The organism is Martelella sp. FLE1502 (assembly GCF_053484255.1).
The window spans coordinates 71,509-92,226 of sequence record NZ_JBAKFQ010000005.1 but is presented as its reverse complement, the minus strand read 5'-3'; the positions used below and the strand labels follow the sequence as shown (position 1 = coordinate 92,226).

Below are 20,718 nucleotides of genomic sequence, written 5' to 3'. Positions count from 1 at the left end.
GCAATGTGATGGCGGAAGCCCGGTTCGCCGGGCCTCCGCGTCGCGCTCAGTCTTCCAGCGCCTTGAAGCGATAGAGCAAGGCTCCGAGCAATCCGCCGGCGAGCGGCGCGACGATGAACAGCCAGAGCTGGGCCAGCGCATGGCCGCCGGCAAGCAGTGCGGGACCGAAGCTGCGGGCGGGATTGACCGAGACGCCCGTGACCTGAATGCCGACGAGATGAATGGCAACGAGCGTAAGCCCGATTGCAAGCCCGGCAAAGCCGGCGGGCGCCGCGGCGCCGGTCGAGCCGAGAATGACGATCACGAAGATCGCGGTGAACACTACCTCGAAGACGAGCGCCGCCGGAAGGGCATATTCGCCGAGATAGCCCGGACCCCAGCCGTTCTGGCCGAGGCTGGCCGTGGAGCCGGCGATGATCGCCAGAACGAAAGCGCCCACCAGCGCGCCGGAGAACTGGGCGACCCAGTAGCGCAGCATTTCACCGGCCGGCATGCGGCCCGCGACAAACACGCCGAGGCTGACGGCGGGGTTGATGTGGCAACCGGAAATCGGCCCGATGCCATAGGCCATGGCGACAATGGCGAGACCGAAGGCAAAGGCGATGCCGGTCTGCCCGATGGCATCGCCGCCAAGAACGGCTGCGCCGCAGCCAAACAGCACAAGCACGGCCGTGCCGATAAATTCCGCCACGAGTTTCTTCATGTTGAGGACCCCGAAAAAAACGGCGGCCCCCATTCCCCGAGCGGCTCGCCGACAATTGAACGATCAATGTGGAGCGACCCAGGTGTTTTTTTCGAGATATGCGCGATTAGTTCGCGTTTAGCAAGCAAAATAAGAGATCGGCAACCTATCCGTCTATCGTCACGGACCAGCCGAAACGCGCCGATTTGCCGGCGGGCAGCGTTAGGGTGAAAGGCCGGTCTTCGATCGCCGGGCCCTTGCCATGGGCCGCGGCCATGCCGTGCCAGGGCTCGACGCAGATATAGGGCGCGCCGGGCTTGGTCCAGAGCGCCAGGTTCGGCAGGTTCTCGAAGCGGAAATTGAGCGACGGGCCATCCTCGGCGCTGAGGCTCAGACGGTCGCCAGCGCCTTCGGGAAAGACCATCGCATCCGCCTCGAAATAATCGTGGTCGAGGGCAAGCAAGCCGCCCGAGAAGGGCGAGGCGAGCGGCGTCAGGTCCAGGAGGCCGTCGCGCAGGCGGATCATGGCGGGCGCGGCGCGGTTTGCGAGCGCGATGTGATGGACATGGCCCCTGGAGAGGCCCGGCATCGGCCAGCGGAAGGCGGGATGAAAGCCGAAGCCGAACGGCATTGGCCGCTCGTCCCGGTTGTCCACCTCGGCGGTCACCGTCAGTGTCGCGTCCGCCAAAGCATGGGTGATCGCAAGCGAAAATTCGAACGGATAGGCCAACCGAGTCTCGTCCGTCGGGTCAAGCCGGAAGCGGCAGGAGGAGGGCGAGCTGTCCTCGAGCGCGAATAGGCTCTTGCGGGCAAAGCCGTGCTGCTGCATCGGGAAGGCCATGCCCTCGATCGTCACCCTGTTATCCGGCGCCTTGCCGACGATCGGAAACAGGATGGGCGCGCGGCCGGTCCAATAGGCCGGGTCGCCATCCCAGAGCCATTCTCGCCCGTCCTTGCCGGTGATTGATCGGGTCTCGGCGCCAAGCGGCGAGACCGCGACGGCAAGGCGTTCGTTCTTGATCAGAATATCGTCGGACATGACGGCATCTCCCGTTTGCGGCAGCGCAATAGCAATAAAGGACGGGCTAAAAGGCGAAACCGGTTCTCGCCTGATCCGAAGCGGCGGCGGAAAGCGGCGCGGCGGGAAAACCCGATGCGCCGGCTTTCACGCCCGCTACAATGCGCGGCGGCCTCAGATATTGTTCATCAGCACCTTGCGCAGCTTCTCGAACAGTTCGTCGATCTCGGATTTGGAAATGATCAGCGGCGGCGACAGCGCGATGATATCGCCGGTGGTGCGGATCAGCAGGCCGTCTTCATAGGCTTTCAGGAAAGCGGTGAAGGCGCGCTTGGTTGGTTCTCCCGCGATCGGCTCCAGCTCGATCGCGCCGATCAGCCCGGTATTGCGGATGTCGATGACATAGGGGCAGTCGCGCAGGCTGTGGAGCTGTTCTTCCCAATAGGGCGCGAGTTCTGCGGCCCGCGTCAGCAGGCCTTCCTCCTTGTAGGTGTCGAGCGTGGCGAGCGCCGCTGCCGACGCCATCGGATTGCCGGAATAGGTATAGCCGTGGAAGAACTCGATCATGTGCTCCGGGCCGCTCATGAAGGCGTCATGGATCGCGGAGGTCACGAACACCGCGCCCATCGGAATGACGCCGTTGGTCAGACCCTTGGCGGTGATGATGATGTCCGGTTTGACGTCATAATACTGCGCGGCAAAGGGCGTGCCGAGACGGCCGTAACCGGTGATCACCTCATCGAAGATCAGCAGGATGCCGTATTTGGTGCAGATTTCGCGCAGCTTCTTGAGATAGCCCTTCGGCGGAATGAGAACGCCGGTGGAGCCGGCGACCGGCTCGACGATGACGGCGGCCACGGTCGAGGGGTCGTGAAGCGTGACGATCCGCTCGAGTTCGCTCGCCAGATCGCCGCCATGCTCCGGCTGGCCCTTGGTGAAGGCGTTCTTTTCCGGCAGGTGGGTGTGGGGCAGATGGTCGACGCCGGTCAGAAGCGTGCCGAACATCTTGCGGTTGGCCACGATGCCGCCGACCGAGATGCCGCCGAAATTGACGCCGTGATAGCCGCGCTCTCGCCCGATCAGCCGGAACCGCGAGCCGTCGCCCTTCGCCCGGTGATAGGCAAGCGCGACCTTGAGCGCGGTTTCGACCGATTCGGAGCCGGAATTGGTGTAGAGCACATGGTTCATGCCGTCCGGCGCGATGTCGACCAGCCGGTTGGCAAGCTCGAAAGCCTTGGGGTGGGCGAGCTGGAAGGCGGGGGCGTAATCGAGTTCGCCGGCCTGCTTGCGGATCGCCTCGACGATCTTCGGCCGGCAGTGACCGGCATTCACGCACCACAGCCCCGCGGTCGCGTCCAGAACCTTTCGTCCGTCGGCGGTCGTGTAATACATGTCCTTGGCGGCCACGAACATGCGCGGGGCCTTCTTGAACTGCCGGTTGGCGGTAAACGGCATCCAGAATGCGTCGAGGTTGTTGGGCGTCACATTGGCGCTGTCGGACATGAGCTGCTCCACAAAAGAAAGCGACCCGTCGCCGGGCCCTGTTGCTTCATTACTATTGGAGAGCACGTTATCAGCGGTACCGCCGCCGTCAAGCGAAAGCCTCTGCCAGGAGGCACAATCCGTCAGGCATTGCCCTGACTATTCCTGCCGGTCCGCGACGCGCCGACCGACAGAGGCTCATACCCTTGGTATCAGCCCGCCTTGCGGCTGGCGATCACTTCCTCGTCGTAAATCTCGCCGAGCGTGTCGAGAAGCTTGCGTACCGGTTCGGCATGGGTGCTGTAATAGATGGTCTGCGCTTCGCGCCGCGTTTCCACGAGGTTCTGCGCGCGCAGCTTCGACAGGTGTTGCGACAGGGCGGACTGACTGAGGCCGACGCGGACCGCGAGCGCGCCAACCGGCATTTCGTTTTCGATCAGCACACAGAGAATCTGAAGACGTTTCGGATTTGCCATCGCCGAAAGCAGGCTGGCGGCCGGAGAGGTCTTGTCTGATAGTTTGTTTGCGCTCACATCAGTACTCCTTAGCTTGACGCGAAGTGTCAATAATTTTTCCAATGCCTAAAATGGAATGTAACTGAGTCTCCCGGAAAAAAATAATACGAAATTTAGGGTATTTTTTAACAGGGTGACCGAAAATAAAGGAGAAACCCATTTCCGTCCGCCCTCTGCATCGAATTAACTCGACTGATTACTGACAAATGACAAGCAGGAGCCGATCTCGACGTGACGCGACATGCGGTCAGGCTTTCACTCGGGTTCGATCAGATCCTTGCCCTCGATGGCGTACGCCTTGCCAAAGCCGCCATTGAGGTTCGCCGATACCGGCGACAGGCGGTAGAGGTTGAAATCCGGGAAATCGATATAGGTCTTTGCCTTCGGGTGGCGTTCGAGGAACCGCGCCCGCATCCGCGCGTGGTCGTCGCTGCCGCGTTCTATGACCCCGGCCAGGCACCGCGTCGTCATGCGCGGATGGGCCATCGGGTCGCCCTTTCCCGGTTCCCCCGTCAAAAGCGAAACCCTGCCGTCGCGCTCGATCGCCCTGGTATGGCTCGATAGCGCCGAAATCAGGATCACGGGCGCGCCGTCGGTGTCGGTCGCGATCAGCACTCGGCTTGCGAGCGGAAATCCGGTCTCCGGTTCGTTGACGGCAAGGGCGGCAAAACCGGCATCGCGCAGAAGCGATTTTGCCAGGCTGATGGCCGCTTCGTCGGTTTCGCGCAAGGGAGAGGCTTTCTCGTTCATGTCAAAGGCCCTGCCGATTGCGGCCGTCGCGGCGAAAGGCCGGCGGCAATTTCGCGGTGGGAAATCGTTCCGGCAATCCGCCCGCCCTCGACCACCCCGATCGTGCCCGGCCGCTCGGCAAGCAGGCGTATCAGCGTCATGGCCGGTGTGGCGGCCTTGACGGTCGCTGCGATCTGCGTGTCGAGTTGGCTGCGGGATGAAACGGGACTCATGATGTCTGCTGCGGTCAGAACCGCCATCGGATTGGTGTTGGCCACGAAATCGGCAACATAGTCATTTATCGGGTTCTTGATGATTGTGCGCGGCGTGTCCGTCTGGATTATCTTGCCGCCTTCCATGATCGCGATGCGATCGCCGAGCTTGATAGCTTCGTCGAGATCGTGACTGACGAACAGGATCGATTTTCTGAGGCGCTGCTGCAGTGCAAGCAGTTCATCTTGCAGATGGGCGCGGATCAGCGGATCGAGCGCGGAAAACGGCTCGTCCATCAGAAGGATCGGCGCGCCGGTGGCAAAGGCGCGCGCAAGGCCGACACGCTGCTGCATGCCGCCTGAAAGCGCGTCGATCGGGCTGTCGGCCCAGTCGGAGAGGTTGACCAGTTCAAGCTGTTCTTCGATGCGCTCGCGCCGCTCGCGTTTGGGCACACCCGAAAGCTCTAGCCCGAGGCCGACATTTTCGGCAACGCTCAGCCAGGGCAGCAGCGCGAACTGCTGGAACACCATGGAAACGGACCGCGCCCTCAGCGCCCTGAGCGCTTTTGCACTGGCGGTATAGGGATTGATGACGCCGTCTTCGGTGTGCACGTCGACGTCACCGCGCACGACCGGCGCCAGGCCGTTGACGGCGCGCAGCAAGGTCGATTTTCCCGAGCCCGAAAGGCCCATCAGAACGACGATCTCGCCGCGTCCAAGCGTCAGCGAGGCGTTGGAGACCCCGACGAGGCTGCTGGTGCGGGCGTGAATGTCATCACGCGAAAGGCCGGCATCGATGAGCGGCAGGGCGCGGCGCGCATGCCTGCCGTAGACGATATCGATTGCGTTGATCTCGACGACTGTTTCCATGGGCTTTGCATCGGCATGGCAGGAGGGGATGGCAGGCGGTTGTTTCTCATATTCGCGCACAAGCGGCAAGATGCGCCGCGCGAAAGCGGCGGCCCGCGCTTTTCTGTGGCTTTCCGCGATTCAGGCTTCTTGCGGGCTGCGGTTCGCGGCAAGAAGGAAGAAAAAGGACCGCGAAATGGCGAAACTTCACTTCTACTATGCCACGATGAACGCCGGCAAATCGACCCTGCTGCTGCAGGCCGCCTATAATTACCGCGAGCGCGGCATGCATGCCGTTATCCTGCTTGCCGAACTCGACGATCGCGGCGGCAAGGGCGTGGTTTCCTCGCGGATCGGGCTCAAGGCCGATGCGGTCACGTTCGGTCACGACACCGACCTGTTCGAATGCGCCAGCGCGCTCGACCAAGAGCGCAAGATCGATTGCCTGTTTGTCGACGAGGCCCATTTCGCGACCGCCGAGCATGCCTGGCAACTGGCGCGGGTCGTCGATGAACTGAAGATTCCGGTGATGGCCTATGGCCTCAGATCCGATTTCATGGGCCGGCTGTTTCCAGCCTCGGCCGAACTGTTCGTGCTCGCGGATGAAGCGAGGGAAGTGCGAACGATCTGCCATTGCGGCCGCAAGGCAACCATGGTCGTGCGACTGGATCAGGCGGGCAACGCGCTGCTCGAAGGCCCGCAGATCGAGGTCGGCGGCAATGATCGCTACGTTTCCTATTGCCGTTTGCACTGGAAGGAGAAGACGGGCCGCCGATAGAGCGTTTCCTCCCGCACCGCACCGCACTGCACCGCTCCGCGCTCATTCGATCAGTTTGAGACGGATCGCCTTGGCGACAAGCTGGGCCCTGTTGACGCATTCCATCTTGCGGATCGCGTTCGCCAGATAGGCATTGACGGTATGGTCGGAGAGATTGAGGATCCTGCCGATTTCGTGCGATGTCTTGCCCTCGGCGGTCCATTTGATGACCTCCAGCTCGCGCGAGGACAGGCTCTTCAGATGGTGGGCGGAAACCGGCCGCAACTGCTCGAACCGGCGACAGGCGGCAACGGCCAGCCTGTCGAGCGCCGCCTTTTCCGCCTCGCCGAGCGGTTCACGATCGCCGAACAGCAGGAAGGCCAGGGGTTCCGGCTGACAATCCGGCGCCGTGAAGACCACCCCCATGCGGACATGGATCGTCTTGAGGCGCTGGCCGAACGCGGCCTCCGTGTCCTCCAGTTCGAACTGGTCGATATCCCATTCGATCGGCGAATCCGCTTTCCTCCATGATCGCACAAAGGCAGAGTTTTGCAGAATCTCCGCCTGATCATAGGCGGCTATAAGGGGGTATGGCAGCGAGGTGAAGTGGATCAGCGACTGCAGCAGCGCATCATTGCTCTGAGGAATGTCAGTCAACGTAAAGTGGTTAAAACCAAAGGTTGATGTTATCTCCCCCAGCGAAACGATCAGTACCGTTGTTGTGTCCGCGCCTGCGACCCGAGCGTGCAGTTCCGAGATTCTGGCTTCGTCCGTCATTATTGCTTCTGTTATGTTGATTTAAAAGTACATTTTGTATCGCTAAACAAGTTGACCGGTTCAGGCCGATCGCCTGCTGTCGCACATATTTGCAACCGCGCTGGTGGTCTGTTCTCCCATTAGTTGACACGGGCAATGTCTATTTTAGAGCAGCGCCCGGAGTCTGATAAACCTTTTAATATATAAAAATCAAGTTAAGGTTGTAGTTGATCGCAAGGATTCTTAATGTTCCGGTCGCTGCGTCACGACAGGCTGAAGAAAAAATCCCGGAGCGGAACGCCCGGTCTCGGCGTGTCAAAATATTCACGGCGCATGCGGTTTCGCTCGGCCAAAAGCCGTGGCCGGCGATGTGCTGACCGTATTGGGCTTAGAAGTCAGCGAGTTATTGCGATCGCGGCCTACTCGGCCGCCCGGCGCTTCTCCGAGGCCGCGACATCCGCCTCGACCACCGCAAGGCTCGCCATGTTGACGATGCCGCGCGAGGTCACCGAGGGCGACATGATGTGCGCCGGGAGCGCGCTGCCGAGCAGGATCGGGCCGACATGCAGCGCTTCGAGCATGCTCTGGACCACCGTCATGGTGATATGGGCGGCATCGAGCGAGGGGAAGATCAAGAGATTGGCTTCGCCCGTCAGCGTGCTGTTGGGCATGGCGCGTTCGCGCAGCAATTCGGAAATCGCGGTATCGCCGTGCATTTCGCCGTCGACCTCGAGCTCGGGCATCCGGGCGCGCACCAGCGCCAGCGCTTCACGCATCTTGGCGGCACTTTCGGAATCGCGCGAGCCGAAATTGGAGTGCGAGACGAGTGCTGCCTTCGCCGTGATGCCGAAACGGGCAACAGCGCGGGCGGACTGGATCGTGGTCTCCGCGATCTCTTCCGCGCTCGGGCAATAGGTCACATGGGTATCGGCGAAGAAGGTTGCGCCGCGGTTAGAGATCAAAAGCCCCAGGCTCGAGAAATCGCGGACATCCTCATGCTTGCCGATGATGTTGCCGATATCGCGCAGGTGCTTTTCGAACCGGCCCTCGACGCCGCACAGCAGCGCATCCGCATCGCCGCGCTTGACCGCGAGCGCGCCGATCACCGTGGTGTTGGTGCGCACGATGGTCCGCGCGCGCTCCGGGGTGACGCCCTTGCGCGCGACGAAGGAGAGGTATTCGTCGACATATTCGCGGAAACGCGAATCGCTCTCCGGATTGATGATCTCGAAATCCTCGTGCAGCTTCATGCGTAGGCCGTAGCGCTTCATGCGGGTTTCGAGCACGTTCGGGCGTCCGATCAGGATCGGCTGGGAAATGCCTTCCTCGATCAGCACCTGGGCGGCGCGCATCACGCGCTCGTCCTCGCCGTCGGAGAAGATCACGCGCTTGCGCTCTGCCGCCTTGGCGGCGGCGAAGACCGGCTTCATCACCAGGCCGGAGCGGAAGGCAAAGCGGTTCAGATGATCGTAATAGGCCTGATAGTCCGGGATGGGGCGCTCGGCGACGCCGGTTTCTTCCGCGGCGCGGGCAACGGCGGGCGCGATCCTCAGGATCAGGCGCGGGTCGAACGGCGAGGGGATCAGGTAATCCGGACCGAAGATCAGCGGCTCGCCATTGGCGGCAGTGCGAGAGGCCTCCCAGACCTCCTCCTTGGCGAGCCCGGCAATGGCGCGCACGGCGGCCATCTTCATTTCCTCGTTGATCGTGCGCGCGCCGCAATCCAGCGCGCCGCGGAAGATATAGGGGAAACACAGGACGTTGTTGACCTGGTTGGGGAAGTCCGAACGGCCGGTGCAGATCATTGCGTCATCGCGCTCGGCGCGGGCGAGATCGGGCATGATTTCCGGCACGGGGTTGGCGAGCGCCATGATCATCGGGCGCGGCGCCATCTGCTTGAGCAGCGACGGCTTCAGCGCGCCGGCGACCGAGAGGCCGAGAAACACGTCCGCACCGGCGATGTGATCGGCCAGCGCATGGGCGTCGCTCTCCTGCGCATAGACAGCCTTCCATTGGTCCATATTGGTCTCGCGGCCGGGATAGACCAGGCCGTCAATGTCGAAGACCCAGATATTCTCTCGCTTGGCGCCAAGCGAGACCAGCAGGTTAAGGCAGGCGAGCGCGGCAGCACCTGCGCCCGAGGCTACGATCTTTACGTTCTCCAGTGATTTGCCGGCAAGCTCCAGCCCGTTCAGGATCGCGGCGGCGACGATGATGGCGGTGCCGTGCTGGTCGTCGTGGAACACCGGGATCTGCATCTTCTCGCGCAATATCCGCTCGACCTCGAAACATTCCGGCGCCTTGATGTCCTCAAGGTTGATCCCGCCGAATGTGGGCTCCAGCGCGGCAATGGTGGAGACCATGCCATCGATCGACGGCGCGTCGATCTCGATATCGAAAACGTCGATGCCGGCGAATTTCTTGAACAGCACCGCCTTGCCTTCCATCACCGGCTTGGAGGCGAGCGGGCCGATATTGCCGAGGCCGAGAACGGCGGTGCCGTTCGAGATCACGGCGACCAGATTGGCGCGGGAGGTGTATTGCGCGGCGTCATGCGGGTTTTCGTGAATGGCGATGCAGGGCGCGCCGACGCCGGGCGAATAGGCAAGGGCGAGGTCGCGCTGGTTGCCGAGCGGCTTGGTCGCCTGGATTTCCAGCTTACCGGCGCGCGGATAGCGGTGATAAAAAAGAGCCTGCTGCTGGAGGTCTTCCCCGGCGGGCTTCTTTCCTGTCGGTTCGCTCATCGTCTGGTCTCCTTGCACGGCGAAAAATCCGGTCCCCATAAAGTCGGGCGACTATATGAGCGGAAAAAAGGAACTGCAATCCATCGGGTGCGCTTCAGTCGCTTTTGGATTTCGGGAGGCGGTGCGGCTGGCGACGCAGTGTTTACACATCCTCGTCTTCCGCGATCTGTTTTTTCGCGTATGTTAGCGGCTTCTGAAACCGCGCCCGCGCGGGCAACCATTATCACGGAGCTGATTTATGAGCACAAACCGCATGTTGCAGCCGATGGCGCCGATCTTCCTGGCCATTCTGCGTGTCGTCACGGGGCTTCTCTTTCTGGAGCATGGCACCCAGAAAATACTGCATTTTCCGGTCTCGGATTTTCATCCGCCCATGTTTTCGCTGCTGTGGGTCGGTGGCATTCTTGAAATCGTCGGCGGCGTGCTGATCATTCTCGGCCTCTTCACCCGTCCGGCCGCCTTCATCCTGTCGGGCATGATGGCCGTTGCCTATTTCATGATGCATGCGCCGAATAGCTTCTTCCCGGCTCTGAACGGCGGCGACGCGGCAATCCTGTTCTGCTTCATCTTCCTCTACCTCGTCTTCGCGGGTCCCGGCTCCTTCAGCCTCGACGGCAAGCGCAAGTAAGCCTCAGCGCATTCAAGACAATCGAAAGCGGGCCCTGGCGCCCGCTTTTTTGTTGTCTTGGCCGGGCATGGTTGCCCTTCACCCCGAACTGCTCTAGGCCACGGCAGAGACAGAAGGAGATCTGCCGCCATGATGCCGAAGCAATATATCATTCCCGGCATGATGATCCGGGACATGCTGGTGCCGGTGCCGCTCGACTGGAGCCGGCCGGAGGGGCCGGTGCTGCAGGTTTTCGCCCGCGAGATCGTCGATCCGGTCAAGCGGCGGGAGAACCTGCCGGTGCTCGCCTTTCTGCAAGGCGGGCCGGGCGGAAAATCGCCGCGCCCGGTCGCCGGCGGCCCGCCATGGCTGAAGGCCGCGCTGAAGACCCACCGGGTGGTGCTGATCGACCAGCGCGGAACCGGCCGCAGCAGTCCGATCGACGGCCATATCATCTCCCGTTTCGAAAGCGGCGCGGCGGCCGCGGACTACCTGATGCATTTCCGCGCCGACAGCATCGTCGCCGATTGCGAGCACATCCGCAAACAATTGCTGGGCGATGTCAAATGGGAGACGCTCGGCCAGAGCTTCGGCGGCTTCATCACGCTCACCTATCTGTCGCGCGCGCCGGAGGGTCTCGCCGCCTGCTATGTCACCGGCGGGCTTGCCGGACTTTCAACCGAGGCGGAGGAGGTCTACCGCCGCACCTATCCGCGCGTCCTTTCCAAGAATCGGCGCTTTTTCCAGCGCTATCCCGAGGATGAGCGGCTTGCCGGGCGCATTGCCGACTTCATTGAAAACAATGCGGTTCACCTGCCGGACGGCGACCGGTTAAGCGTGCGGCGGCTGCAGACCCTCGGGCTGGGGCTCGGCATGGGGCCCGGCTTCGAAGCGCTTCATTTCCTCCTCGACGAGGCCTTCGCGGACGCCGACGAAACGCGGCTGTCGGAGAGCTTCGTGTTCTCCGTGATGGCTGAGACCGGCTTTGCCGGCAATCCGCTGTTCGCGGTGCTGCAGGAAAGCATTTATGCCCAGGGGCCCCGGCCCACCGCCTCCGCCGCCGAACGGATACGGGCCGAATTCCCGCGCTTCGATCCGGCGCGCCGGCCGCTCTTGTTCACCGGCGAGATGATGTATCCGTGGATGTTCGAGGAAATCCGGTCGCTGCGTCCGTTCGCCGCCGCCGTCGAGGCGCTTGCGGCAAGAACGGACAATCCGCCGCTTTACGACGCCACGCGGCTGTTCGCCAATGACGTTCCGGTGGCCGCCGCCGTCTATCATGATGACATGTATGTCGATGCGGGCCTGTCGCTGGAGACGGCAAACCGTCTCGGCAATTGTCGGGTCTGGGTCACCAATGAATATGAGCATGACGGCGTGCGCCAGAGTCCGGCCGTCTTCGAACGGCTGCGGGATATGGTGATGGCCGAGGGCGGACCGCACGGCTGAGCGTCGCAAGTGCCGGCGGAGCGACGACGCGCTCTTCGCCTTCAGGTCATCTCAGCCAGATTGCGGTAGTTCCGGCGTGCGCCGTTCGGGAACGCCCGCAGGCGGTGCGCCCGGCTTTTCGATCAGCCGGAACCGCGCCGGAAAAGGGGCGTCACCGGCCCTGACGTTCCGCTTGTCGAACACAGTATAGCGGTCCCGCCCGGCATTCTTGGAGCCGTAGAGCGCCACGTCCGCATTGGCCAGAATATCGTTGTAGCCGGCCTGGCTGCCGGGCATGTACACCGCCACGCCGATGCTGACGGTCAGGTGCAGGACCTCTCCATTGACGCAGACCGCGCGGGCGCGAACCGCTTCGACCAGCGTTTGGGCGATCTCGGCCGCCTGTTTTGCGCCTTCGCCCGGCAGGAGAAGCGAGAACTCGTCGCCGCCGGTGCGGGCGAGGACCTGGGTATCGTCTTTGAGCTGGTCCAGGGCCGTGCGGGCGAAATGGCGCAGGGCCTCGTCGCCAACGGCGTGGCCATAGCTGTCGTTCCAGTTCTTGAACTTGTCGATATCGATCAGGAGCACGCTGTAAGGGATATTGGCGGCAGCGCACAGCGCGTGAACGCGTTCGATTTGGAACATGAAATCGCGGCGGTTTGAAATGCCCGTCAGTTCATCGTGCTTGGCCATATTCTCCGCCTCGTGCAGCAGGTGCTCGATGATCATCAGCGCGATGCCGAAAACCAGAAGCGACGCGCTGACCATGCCGAGAAGCAGCCCATAGGTCTGAACGTGTTCGAGCGACGGGATGGCGTAGAGCGCGATCCCCTTGGCCGCGCAGGCGAGGCCGATCGTCAGATAGGAAAATATTCCGATGACGGCGCCCGCCGCCGCAAGCTGGATGCCGAAACTGTTGCGGCTGCCATGTTTCACGAATAGCGGTAGCAGCAGGAACAGCGGCAGGATCTGCGCGAAAACGAAGATGGCCTCGCGCAGCAGCCAGCGTTGGTGAAACACGATCAGCAAAGCCAGGGTAACGAGCAATGCGGCAGCCGCCTGCCGGGCGCGGATCGGCCGGCCGAAAAAGCTCCGCACCCCGCTATAAAGCAGCCACAGCCCGCACACGATGCTTTCCAGGGCGAGAATGCTGATCCATGCGGCACTGTCCTGCGTAAGACCCGTCTTCAGCGCGGCGCCAAAGGCAATTGCCAGGCTCGAGCCGAACAGATAGCGCGCGGCCGGAAGACCGCGATAGGCAAGGCCCGTCGTCGCCCACACCACCGCAGAGATGATGGCGACCACGAGGTTGACGACTTCGAGGGTCTTGAAATCCAGTAGGGGCAAAGCCTGCATCAAACGCACCGCAATCGGTTGTCGGGCCGACTGCCAGTGAGCCTGTCCATGAGTTGCAAATTCTCAAACAAGGGGATGGTTCCCTTGCCCGGCCAAAAAGTCATCCATCGTCAGGCATTCCGCCCCTTGAATGATTTGGCAAGCACGAACATTTCCACGGATTCGGAGCGCGACGCCGCGGGCTTGACGTGGATCACCTGGCGGAAGTTCTGCTTGAGCATGGTCAAGAGATCATGTTCGGCGCCGCCCTGAAAGGTCTTGGCGAGAAAATGTCCGCCCTCGGCAAGCGTCTCCACGGCGAAATGGGCCGCGACCTCGCACAGATACATGGTGCGCAGATGGTCGGTGCGGCGATGGCCGGTGGTGGGCGCGGCCATGTCGGAGATGACCACGTCGGGCGGCCCGTCCAGCGCCTCGCGCAGAAGCGCGGGGGCGGTTTCGTCAAGGAAATCCATCTGGAAGAATTTCACCCCCGGAACGCCGTCCATCTCAAGAAAGTCGATGGCCGCGACGCGAATGTCGGTATCGGTGGAGCCGGTGACCTTGGCGGCGATCTGCGACCAGCTTCCGGGCGCCGCTCCAAGATCGATGATCCGGCGCGCGCCTTTGAGAATCTGATGCTTCTCGTCGATTTCCAGCAGCTTGTAGGCCGCGCGGGCGCGAAAGCCCTCGGTCTTGGCGCGCTGCACATAGGGGTCGTTGATATGACGCTCCAGCCAGCGGCGCGAGGACGCCTTCAGCTTGGTCTTCTTGACTTTCTGGCCGATCTTGCGACCCGTTCTGGCCGGCTTGGCGGGTGGTTTGGTCACGTTCGGTCCCATTCAGTCATTGTTTGCAGCCGCGCCCTGGCGGCGGTTGAAGCCGCCGCGGCGGCGCTGTTTGCGCCAGACCCCGTCATGCATCATCATATCGGTCAAAAGTCCCTCGCGCAGGCCGCGGTCGGCAACCCGCATGCGCGAGGACGGCCAGCGCCGGCGGATCGCTTCCAGAATGGCGCAGCCGGCAAGCACAAGGTCGGCGCGATCCGGACCGATGCAGGGATTGGCGGCGCGGCCGGCGAAATCCCAGGACAGCAGCTTGGATTGCATGGCCGTGACCTCGTCATCGGTCAGCCAGATGCCGTCGACCTTGCGGCGGTCATAGCGCGGCAGATCGAGGTGGACGCCGGCGAGCGTCGTGACGGTGCCCGACGTGCCGATCAGATGAAAGCCCTCATCGTCCTTTCCGCCGCCAATACCCGGACAGTTGAAATCGCCGAGCATGCGGGTGACTTCGGCCACCATGTCCTCGAAGATTTCCGGCGTCACGTCATGGCCGCCATAGCGCTCGGACAGCGTCACCACGCCGACGGGGAGCGATGTCCAGTGCGAGATGTGGTTGGCGAGCCGGTAGGATCGGTTCTCGTCGAGCTTGATCACCGCGATTTCCGAGGAGCCGCCGCCGATATCGAACAGTACGGCCGAGCGCGTCTCCCGCCCGATCAGCGAGGCGCAGCTCGATACGGCGAGCTTTGCCTCGGTTTCGCGGTTGACGATTTCGAGTTCCAGCCCGGTTTCCTGGCGCACCCGTTTGAGGAAGATCTCGCCATTGTCGGCAGAGCGGCAGGCCTCGGTGGCGATCAGCCGCATGCGCCGGACGGAGCGGCCCCTGAGCTTGGCCGCGCACATGGCAAGCGCTTCGATGGCGCGGTCCATGGCGGCGGGCGAAAGGCTGCCGGTGGCGGCAAGGCCCTCGCCCAGGCGAACGATGCGCGAAAAGCCGTCGACCACGCGAAACTGATGGTGGCGCGTGGGCTGGGCGATCAGCAGCCGGCAGTTGTTGGTGCCGAGGTCGAGCGCGGCATAGAGGCCGTGGCCGGGCGCGCGTTGCGGCGCGCCGACACTGCTCTGCGGCGTCTCGCGACGGGGTGGAGGCGGCGGGGGCTGTGTGGCCGTGTCGGCACTGCCAGCGGGTTTGTTTTCCGCTACATGCTTGCAGCCATCGGCGCCGAGCGGCCCCTTGGTATGCGCACGCCGGCCGCGCCGACGCCTGCGTTTGCGCCGCGCCGGCTTGTCGCCGTCACGATCCGGGCTGTTGGCGAGGTTTTCGCCGGATTTCCGGTCCGAAGAGGGATGGCGCGCAGCCTTGCCGTTGCGGGCGGGCTTCGCTTCGCCGCTCTCCGGCGAACGCGCCTGTTCATTGCCGTCGGCGACGACGGCATCCTGCGATGCGGGCACTCCGGCGGCGGCCTTGCGGCGACCTTTCCGGGATCGGCGGCGGGCGCGTTTGCCCTTGCCGCCATTGTTCAAGCGCGCCCCGCCATCGGACAGCTCAGCGCTGTTTTGGGGGTCTTCCACTTTGCCAATTCCATCACGCCGCGCAAACCGATTGAATGGCTCGCTGCAAGGCGCTCATATGATTTTCAGTTGACGTAATCATAGCAGCGTAAGGCCGCAAGGCCAATGACTTTTCTGAGAGGCTGCCGGCCGCGCCCGATGGCGCCCGGTTCACGCGCGTTTGTGCGACGCCGCGACCTTCCTTCTGCAGGCCTTTGCCGGCACGACGCAGGAAACGGTAACGCCCGATTTCGGACAATCCCGCTTCGGCAGACCCGGAACGGACGCCGGAGTGGCATCAGTCGCGAGATGCTGTCGACAGCGACCTTCCCGAAGCACGGAAAATTTTGCATCTCCCCCTTGGCAAAGCCCGGCCTTTCTGTTTATAAGCCCACCACATCCACGGTGCCCCATGGGCGCCGCGTTGGGGAATAGGTTAACGGTAGACCCACGGACTCTGACTCCGTTAGTCCTGGTTCGAATCCAGGTTCCCCAGCCAAATCAATCTTCAAAGTATTGAAATTAAAACAGTTTTATCTGTTACTCTGCGAATCCAAACCGCAGTGTCACCCATGACTTTAGCACAAACGGCATCAGGCTGCTTCAGAGGAGGTTGAAGCCATGCCGAACACAGGAGCAGGTGCTGAGAATTTTTCAGCATCTATGAAGAACTGCTCATCTGGCCCGTCCTGCAATCGCTCTGGCACCATCCTGACATCATTCTGGCAATCTCCAATAACAGGTGGGGAAGCCGGAACGGAATACTGGTTGTTCAGCGCCTTCACGTTATGGCGTGGGCATCGCTGTTCGAACTCCCGCTCGTCACGTCGCAGAATGCCACAATGGGAATGGTCGCTAAACCGCATCCGACCCGATGATCTCGGCAGTGGCCTGTCGATCGCTTCAACAGTCTGGAAAGCATCGGCTGTTTGATTGGCATCGGCCTGGGCCGATTGTTGGGTGCCGGGACGCTCGCTTGGTGAGAACGTGTCGAAAAATGGGACGAACTTTCACTCTTCGCGTGGAAATGCGGCGCGCCAGCGTTCGCGGAAAATATACCGCTTCTGCCTGTCGAGCGCGATCAGAAGCGTCGGAGAAAGCGGGATCAGGCGTTCGTTGGACTGCGCGGTTTCCGGTCGTTCGAGCGGCGAACCATCGTCATTGTCCAGCCGGACCAGGAGCAGCGCCTTCTCGAGCGCTTCGCGGCCAGCGCGCGAAAGCAGGTAATCGAGAAATTCTGCGGCAAGCTGCTTCGAGGCGGCGTCACGCGGTATCATCGCGCCGCGTGAAAGCATGAGCGTGTAGTCGCTGGGCGCGATGATGCCGAGCCGCGGGTCTTTCTCGGCGCGTGCCAGCGCATAGGACCCAAGAATATTGTAGGCGATGAGGTACTTGCCCTCGATCACCGCATCGATGATTTCGGCGGAACAGCAGGTCGCGACCGCGCCGCTGCGGCCGAAGGATTCCATGAGACCGCCGAAGGTGGTTGCCTCAAGCGAATCGGCAAATGCCAGGAGATAGCCGAGCCCGGATGTCTCGATATCATAGGTCGCCAGCCGCCCACGGTAGCGGCTGTTTTCGGGGCGAAGCAGATCGAGAAGGTCGAAACGCGATCGCGGGACGTCCATGGCGGGCACAAGATCGGCGTTATAGACCATCACCGCGGGCTCGCGCGAGATCCCCCAGAGCTGGTCGCGCCATCTGAGTTCGGTTGGAAGCGATGCAGTCAGTTCGGAGCGGTAAGTCGCGGCGCAGCCGTCATTGACCAGCCGCACCATCTGGTCGACCGCAGAGCTGATGACGATGTCGGCGCCGGCGCTTGCCTCGGCGCAGTCCCTGGCTGCAAGCTCGTAGAGATCGTTGGAGCCCCACTGTTCGTATTCGATCCTGAGGTTCGGCTTTCCCGCCAGGTAGCCCTCAAGCACCGGCTTCATGACCGTAAGATCCGTGGTCGAGCGTATGATGAGCGGTCTTGCGGTGGGCGGACCGAATGATTCGGACAGTTCCTGCGCTGCGGCAGAAGAAGACCAGACGAGGAAAAGAACACAAGCGAGATAGCGCATGTCGTTATCCGTCCTTGGGCAGGTCGAGGGCGGCCTCGAAGCCGCCGTCGATGGCATGAAACGTTATCCATCCGGCGTGGCTTGCGGCGACCGCATGGGCAATCGCCAGCCCGAGACCGCCGCTTGCCTTGCTTTGATCGCCGGCAAAACGCTTACCAGGCTCGTCGAGAATCTCCGCGGGCGGACCATCGCCCCGGTCATAGACGAAAAGGATCGCGCGATCGCCGCTGCGCACGCCGATTCGCACCGGCGGACGGCCGTGATTGAGGGCATTGCCGAGCAGGTTCTTGGCCGCCTCGGCAAGCGACATCATGTCGCCGCGGACCGTCACAGGAAAATCCGGAAGGTCAAGGGAGACTGCGTACGTTTTCCCGAAAGCACCCGGCTCGTTCGCCTCGAAGGCCTCGATCGCGACATCGCGGAGATCAACGAGTGCGCGGGGGGCCGTATCCGCGCGGTGTATGATCATTGCGTGGTTCAGCATCTGGTCCAGCAGATGGCTCAGGCTCACGGCGCGATCATGAATGCGAGCCACCATTTTTTCCCGTCGCGCGGCATCGGGCTCCTCCGTCGCCAATTGGGCTTGCGCGCGAATGGCCGCAACGGGCGTGCGAAGCTGGTGCGCGGCATCGCCGATCAGGTTTCGGTTCGTGGTCATCTGATGGTCGAGGCGCGCCATGAATCCGTTCAGTGACTGGACGAGCGCTGCGACCTCGGACGGAGCCGACAGATCGATGGGGGTCAGGTCTGTCGGGTCGCGTCGCCTGAGCGCGGAACCGATACGCGGCAGAGGCAGAAGCGCGGAGCGCATCACCAGCCACGCAAAGAACGCCATGGCCGCGCCGGCCGCGCCCAGAACGATGAGCGCGTTCTGCGCGATATCACGGGCCAGTTCCGTGCGCGCCTTCAACGTCTGACCAACGATGACCTGCACCGGTCCCGAAAAACTACGCTCCGCAAACCGGCGCACAAGACTGACATAGCGTGCTTTCTCGCTCCCGAACGCCCCGTCATAGAATACGAGATCGCCCTCCTCGCGGGGCAAGGGCGCGGTATCGTAACCGGTTATTGTCTGACCGTCCGGACCGACGATACGGTAGCTGATCCGGTCATCGGGCGCGAGGGCCAGCAGTTCGAACGCCGAGACCGGCATATCGACCAGTGCTGCGCCGTCGCGGACCGTGATGGATTCCGCGATATCGCTTGCCGCGCCGACAAGCAGCCGATCATAGGCCTCGCGCGCGGCCTGGCGACCATAGGCAAGTGCTGCCACCAGCACCATCGCGCCGCCGACGGCCAGGACAGCGGCCATGGCGAGCGCGACACGGCTCTTGAGTGACAGGGTTCCGCGCAAACCGGCCGCCTTACGCATCCCCGACATCCAGCCGGTATCCAAGACCGCGATGCGTCTCTATCGCAACGCCGGCTCCCGCCAGCTTCTTGCGCAGCCGGGCGATGTAAAGCTCCACCGTATTCAGGCCGACATCCGCGTTGTCGAGTGAAAACAGACCATCGAAAAGACGCTCCTTCGACATGATCTGACCGCGATGGGCCGCGAGAAGATTGAGCAGCGCCATTTCGCGGCGGGTCATGCTGACGAGGTCGCCGTCGCATCGCACGGTCTGTCCGGCCGTGTCGATCACCAGCCGGCCCAGCGAAAGCTGGCTGTCGGCCAGGCCGCGATTGCGGCGCGTCAGCACCCGCAGTCGCGCTTCCAGTTCGCGCAGGTCGAAGGGCTTGACCAGATAATCGTCCGCCCCCTCATCCAGCGCGCCGACGCGGGACGAAACGTCGAAGCGCGCCGTCAGCATCAGCACAGGCGTGTGGTTGCCGCCACGGCGCAGGCTGCGCAGGAAGCCACGACCGTCTCCGTCCGGCAGGTTGATGTCGAGCACGAGCACGTCGAAAGTCTGCGCCTTGAGAAAGGCCGAAGCGTGGGCGATATCGGCAGCGATGTCGCAGACAAAGCCCGCCCGCGCCAGGCTCGCCGCTATGGCCTCGGCGACATCCGCCGCATCCTCCACGATCAGTACCCGCATTTCGTTTCGCTGCTCCTCCCGGAGTTACACTATACCCGCCTCCGCCGGGGCGAAAGTCTCACTGGCCAGCAATGACAGGTTGATGACAGCTTGTCCTGGTAGGGTGAGACGATCGGGCAGACGTAAACGATGTCCGGGTATGCTTTTTGGAGGAGAAATCATGAACTTTTTGATTCCCGGGCGCAGCCTACTGGTTGCCGCCGCACTGACCCTTGCACCCTTCGTGGCGACCGCGCAGGATTTCACACCCGAAAATCCCGAATGTATCGCTCCCGCCAATCCCGGCGGCGGCTGGGACTTCACCTGCCGGCAGGTGGGCAAGACCATGCAGGATCTCGATATCATCCCGTCCACCATGCAGGTCGTGAACCTTTCGGGCGGCGGCGGCGGCGTGGCTTTTGCTGAAGTCGTGAACAAGCGGGATGACGACAACGACCTCATTGTCGCTGCCTCATCCGCTACGGCCACGCGCCTCGCGCAAAACGCCTTTCCGGGCAATACGATGGACCAGGTGCGCTGGATCGGCGCCGTCGGCGCCGACTACGGCGTCATTGCGGTCGCTGCCGACAGCGACATCGATACGCTTCCGCAACTGATGGATCAGATCAAGGACGATCCGACCTCGGTCGCGATCGGCGGCGGTTCGGCCGTGGGCGGCTGGGATCACCTCAAGGTGCTGATCGCGGCGCAGAAGGCCGGCATCGAGGACGTGCGCAAGGTCAAGTACATCGCGTTTGCCGGTGGCGGCGAAGCCGTAACGCAGCTCCTTGCCGGTTCGCTTCAGGCCTTTACCGGCGATCTGTCCGAAGCCAAGGGCTTCGTCGAATCCGGCGACATCAAGGTGCTCGCCGTCCTGGCCCCCGAACGCCTCAGCGGCGAATTCGCCGAATTCCCGACCGCCAGGGAGCAGGGCATCGACGCCATCGGCGCCAACTGGCGCGGTTTTTACGGCCCGGGCAAGATGAGCGACGCAGCCTACAATTACTGGGTCGACGCGGTGGGCACGCTCTACAGCTCCGATGAATGGAAAGCCGTGATGGAACGGAACGGGCTCGCCCCTCTCGACCTGCAGGGCGAGGAATTCCAGCAGTTCGTGGCTGAATCGGTGCAGAACATCACCGACCTGTCGAAACAGATCGGCATCCTGCAATAACCGTCCGCAATAC

Annotated in this window: 17 protein-coding genes, 1 tRNA gene and 1 pseudogene; 5 read left to right on the top strand and 14 right to left on the bottom strand. The window is 62.6% G+C overall.

The window, feature by feature from the left end; genetic code table 11:
* Positions 1–46 precede the first annotated feature (46 nt).
* The 6 genes and pseudogenes from V6767_RS06425 to choV form a co-directional block, all read right to left on the bottom strand.
* Entirely contained in the window at positions 47–703 is a 657-nt protein-coding gene (locus tag V6767_RS06425) for an aquaporin (RefSeq protein WP_448472696.1), read from the bottom strand.
* Between the two features lie 145 nt (positions 704–848).
* Positions 849–1,721: an aldose 1-epimerase family protein gene (locus V6767_RS06420; protein ID WP_448472695.1), complete on the bottom strand. Its 873-nt coding sequence runs from the start codon at positions 1,719–1,721 to the stop codon at positions 849–851.
* A gap of 153 nt (positions 1,722–1,874) precedes the next feature.
* Positions 1,875–3,203 carry an aminotransferase class III-fold pyridoxal phosphate-dependent enzyme gene (locus tag V6767_RS06415; RefSeq protein ID WP_448430880.1) on the bottom strand — a complete coding sequence of 443 codons (1,329 nt, stop codon included), beginning with the start codon at positions 3,201–3,203 and terminating at the stop codon, positions 1,875–1,877.
* 191 nt (positions 3,204–3,394) lie between these two features.
* The gene (locus V6767_RS06410; protein WP_448430882.1) at positions 3,395–3,715 is read right to left on the bottom strand and encodes an ArsR/SmtB family transcription factor; all 321 of its coding nucleotides are present in this window, start codon (positions 3,713–3,715) and stop codon (positions 3,395–3,397) included.
* A 249-nt stretch (positions 3,716–3,964) separates the two neighbouring features.
* A pseudogene (locus tag V6767_RS06405) lies at positions 3,965–4,447 on the bottom strand (HugZ family pyridoxamine 5'-phosphate oxidase); the annotation flags it as partial.
* On the bottom strand, positions 4,444–5,508 hold the full coding sequence (choV, locus tag V6767_RS06400; protein ID WP_448472694.1) for a choline ABC transporter ATP-binding protein: 1,065 nt from the start codon (positions 5,506–5,508) through the stop codon (positions 4,444–4,446). The pseudogene V6767_RS06405 and the gene choV, both read right to left, overlap by 4 nt.
* A 175-nt stretch (positions 5,509–5,683) precedes the next feature.
* Here choV and V6767_RS06395 point away from each other — a divergent pair, with 175 nt between their 5' ends.
* On the top strand, positions 5,684–6,265 hold the full coding sequence (locus V6767_RS06395; RefSeq protein WP_448472693.1) for a thymidine kinase: 582 nt from the start codon (positions 5,684–5,686) through the stop codon (positions 6,263–6,265).
* Positions 6,266–6,307: 42 nt separating this feature from the next.
* On the opposite strand, the gene V6767_RS06390 is transcribed toward V6767_RS06395, so the two are convergent.
* Together V6767_RS06390 and V6767_RS06385 are read right to left on the bottom strand one after the other, a co-directional pair.
* The gene (locus V6767_RS06390) at positions 6,308–7,021 is read right to left on the bottom strand and encodes a response regulator transcription factor (RefSeq protein ID WP_448472692.1); all 714 of its coding nucleotides are present in this window, start codon (positions 7,019–7,021) and stop codon (positions 6,308–6,310) included.
* A gap of 398 nt (positions 7,022–7,419) precedes the next feature.
* Positions 7,420–9,744: an NADP-dependent malic enzyme gene (locus V6767_RS06385; protein WP_448472691.1), complete on the bottom strand. Its 2,325-nt coding sequence runs from the start codon at positions 9,742–9,744 to the stop codon at positions 7,420–7,422.
* Positions 9,745–9,982: 238 nt separating this feature from the next.
* On the opposite strand from V6767_RS06385, the gene V6767_RS06380 reads away from it, so the two are divergent.
* Together V6767_RS06380 and V6767_RS06375 are read left to right on the top strand one after the other, a co-directional pair.
* Positions 9,983–10,372: a DoxX family protein gene (locus V6767_RS06380; RefSeq protein WP_448472690.1), complete on the top strand. Its 390-nt coding sequence runs from the start codon at positions 9,983–9,985 to the stop codon at positions 10,370–10,372.
* A gap of 132 nt (positions 10,373–10,504) precedes the next feature.
* Positions 10,505–11,800 (top strand): alpha/beta fold hydrolase, encoded by a 1,296-nt coding sequence (locus V6767_RS06375; protein ID WP_448472810.1) that lies wholly within the window; start codon positions 10,505–10,507, stop codon positions 11,798–11,800.
* A gap of 51 nt (positions 11,801–11,851) precedes the next feature.
* Here V6767_RS06375 and V6767_RS06370 read toward each other — a convergent pair whose 3' ends face one another.
* From V6767_RS06370 to V6767_RS06360, 3 genes are all read right to left on the bottom strand, one after another.
* Entirely contained in the window at positions 11,852–13,135 is a 1,284-nt protein-coding gene (locus V6767_RS06370) for a GGDEF domain-containing protein (RefSeq protein WP_448472689.1), read from the bottom strand.
* A 110-nt stretch (positions 13,136–13,245) separates the two neighbouring features.
* Positions 13,246–13,956 (bottom strand): RlmE family RNA methyltransferase, encoded by a 711-nt coding sequence (locus tag V6767_RS06365; protein WP_448472688.1) that lies wholly within the window; start codon positions 13,954–13,956, stop codon positions 13,246–13,248.
* A complete protein-coding gene (locus V6767_RS06360) occupies positions 13,957–15,471 on the bottom strand; it encodes a Ppx/GppA phosphatase family protein (RefSeq protein ID WP_448472687.1) in 1,515 nt (504 codons plus the stop codon).
* A 404-nt stretch (positions 15,472–15,875) separates the two neighbouring features.
* Here V6767_RS06360 and V6767_RS06355 point away from each other — a divergent pair.
* Positions 15,876–15,949, top strand: a tRNA-Gln gene (locus tag V6767_RS06355).
* 511 nt (positions 15,950–16,460) lie between these two features.
* Here the strand turns inward: V6767_RS06355 and V6767_RS06350 are convergent.
* The 3 genes from V6767_RS06350 to V6767_RS06340 are packed head-to-tail and all read right to left on the bottom strand — an operon-like array spanning position 16,461 to position 19,552.
* Entirely contained in the window at positions 16,461–17,513 is a 1,053-nt protein-coding gene (locus V6767_RS06350) for an ABC transporter substrate-binding protein (protein ID WP_448472686.1), read from the bottom strand.
* Between the two features lie 4 nt (positions 17,514–17,517).
* A complete protein-coding gene (locus V6767_RS06345; RefSeq protein WP_448472685.1) occupies positions 17,518–18,885 on the bottom strand; it encodes a sensor histidine kinase N-terminal domain-containing protein in 1,368 nt (455 codons plus the stop codon).
* Positions 18,878–19,552 carry a response regulator gene (locus tag V6767_RS06340; RefSeq protein ID WP_448472684.1) on the bottom strand — a complete coding sequence of 225 codons (675 nt, stop codon included), beginning with the start codon at positions 19,550–19,552 and terminating at the stop codon, positions 18,878–18,880. Before V6767_RS06340 ends, V6767_RS06345 begins: the two co-directional genes overlap by 8 nt.
* Before the next feature lie 160 nt (positions 19,553–19,712).
* Here V6767_RS06340 and V6767_RS06335 point away from each other — a divergent pair, with 160 nt between their 5' ends.
* Complete coding sequence (locus V6767_RS06335) at positions 19,713–20,705, top strand: Bug family tripartite tricarboxylate transporter substrate binding protein (RefSeq protein WP_448472683.1); 993 nt, start codon at positions 19,713–19,715, stop codon at positions 20,703–20,705.
* The last annotated feature ends 13 nt before the right edge of the window (positions 20,706–20,718 follow it).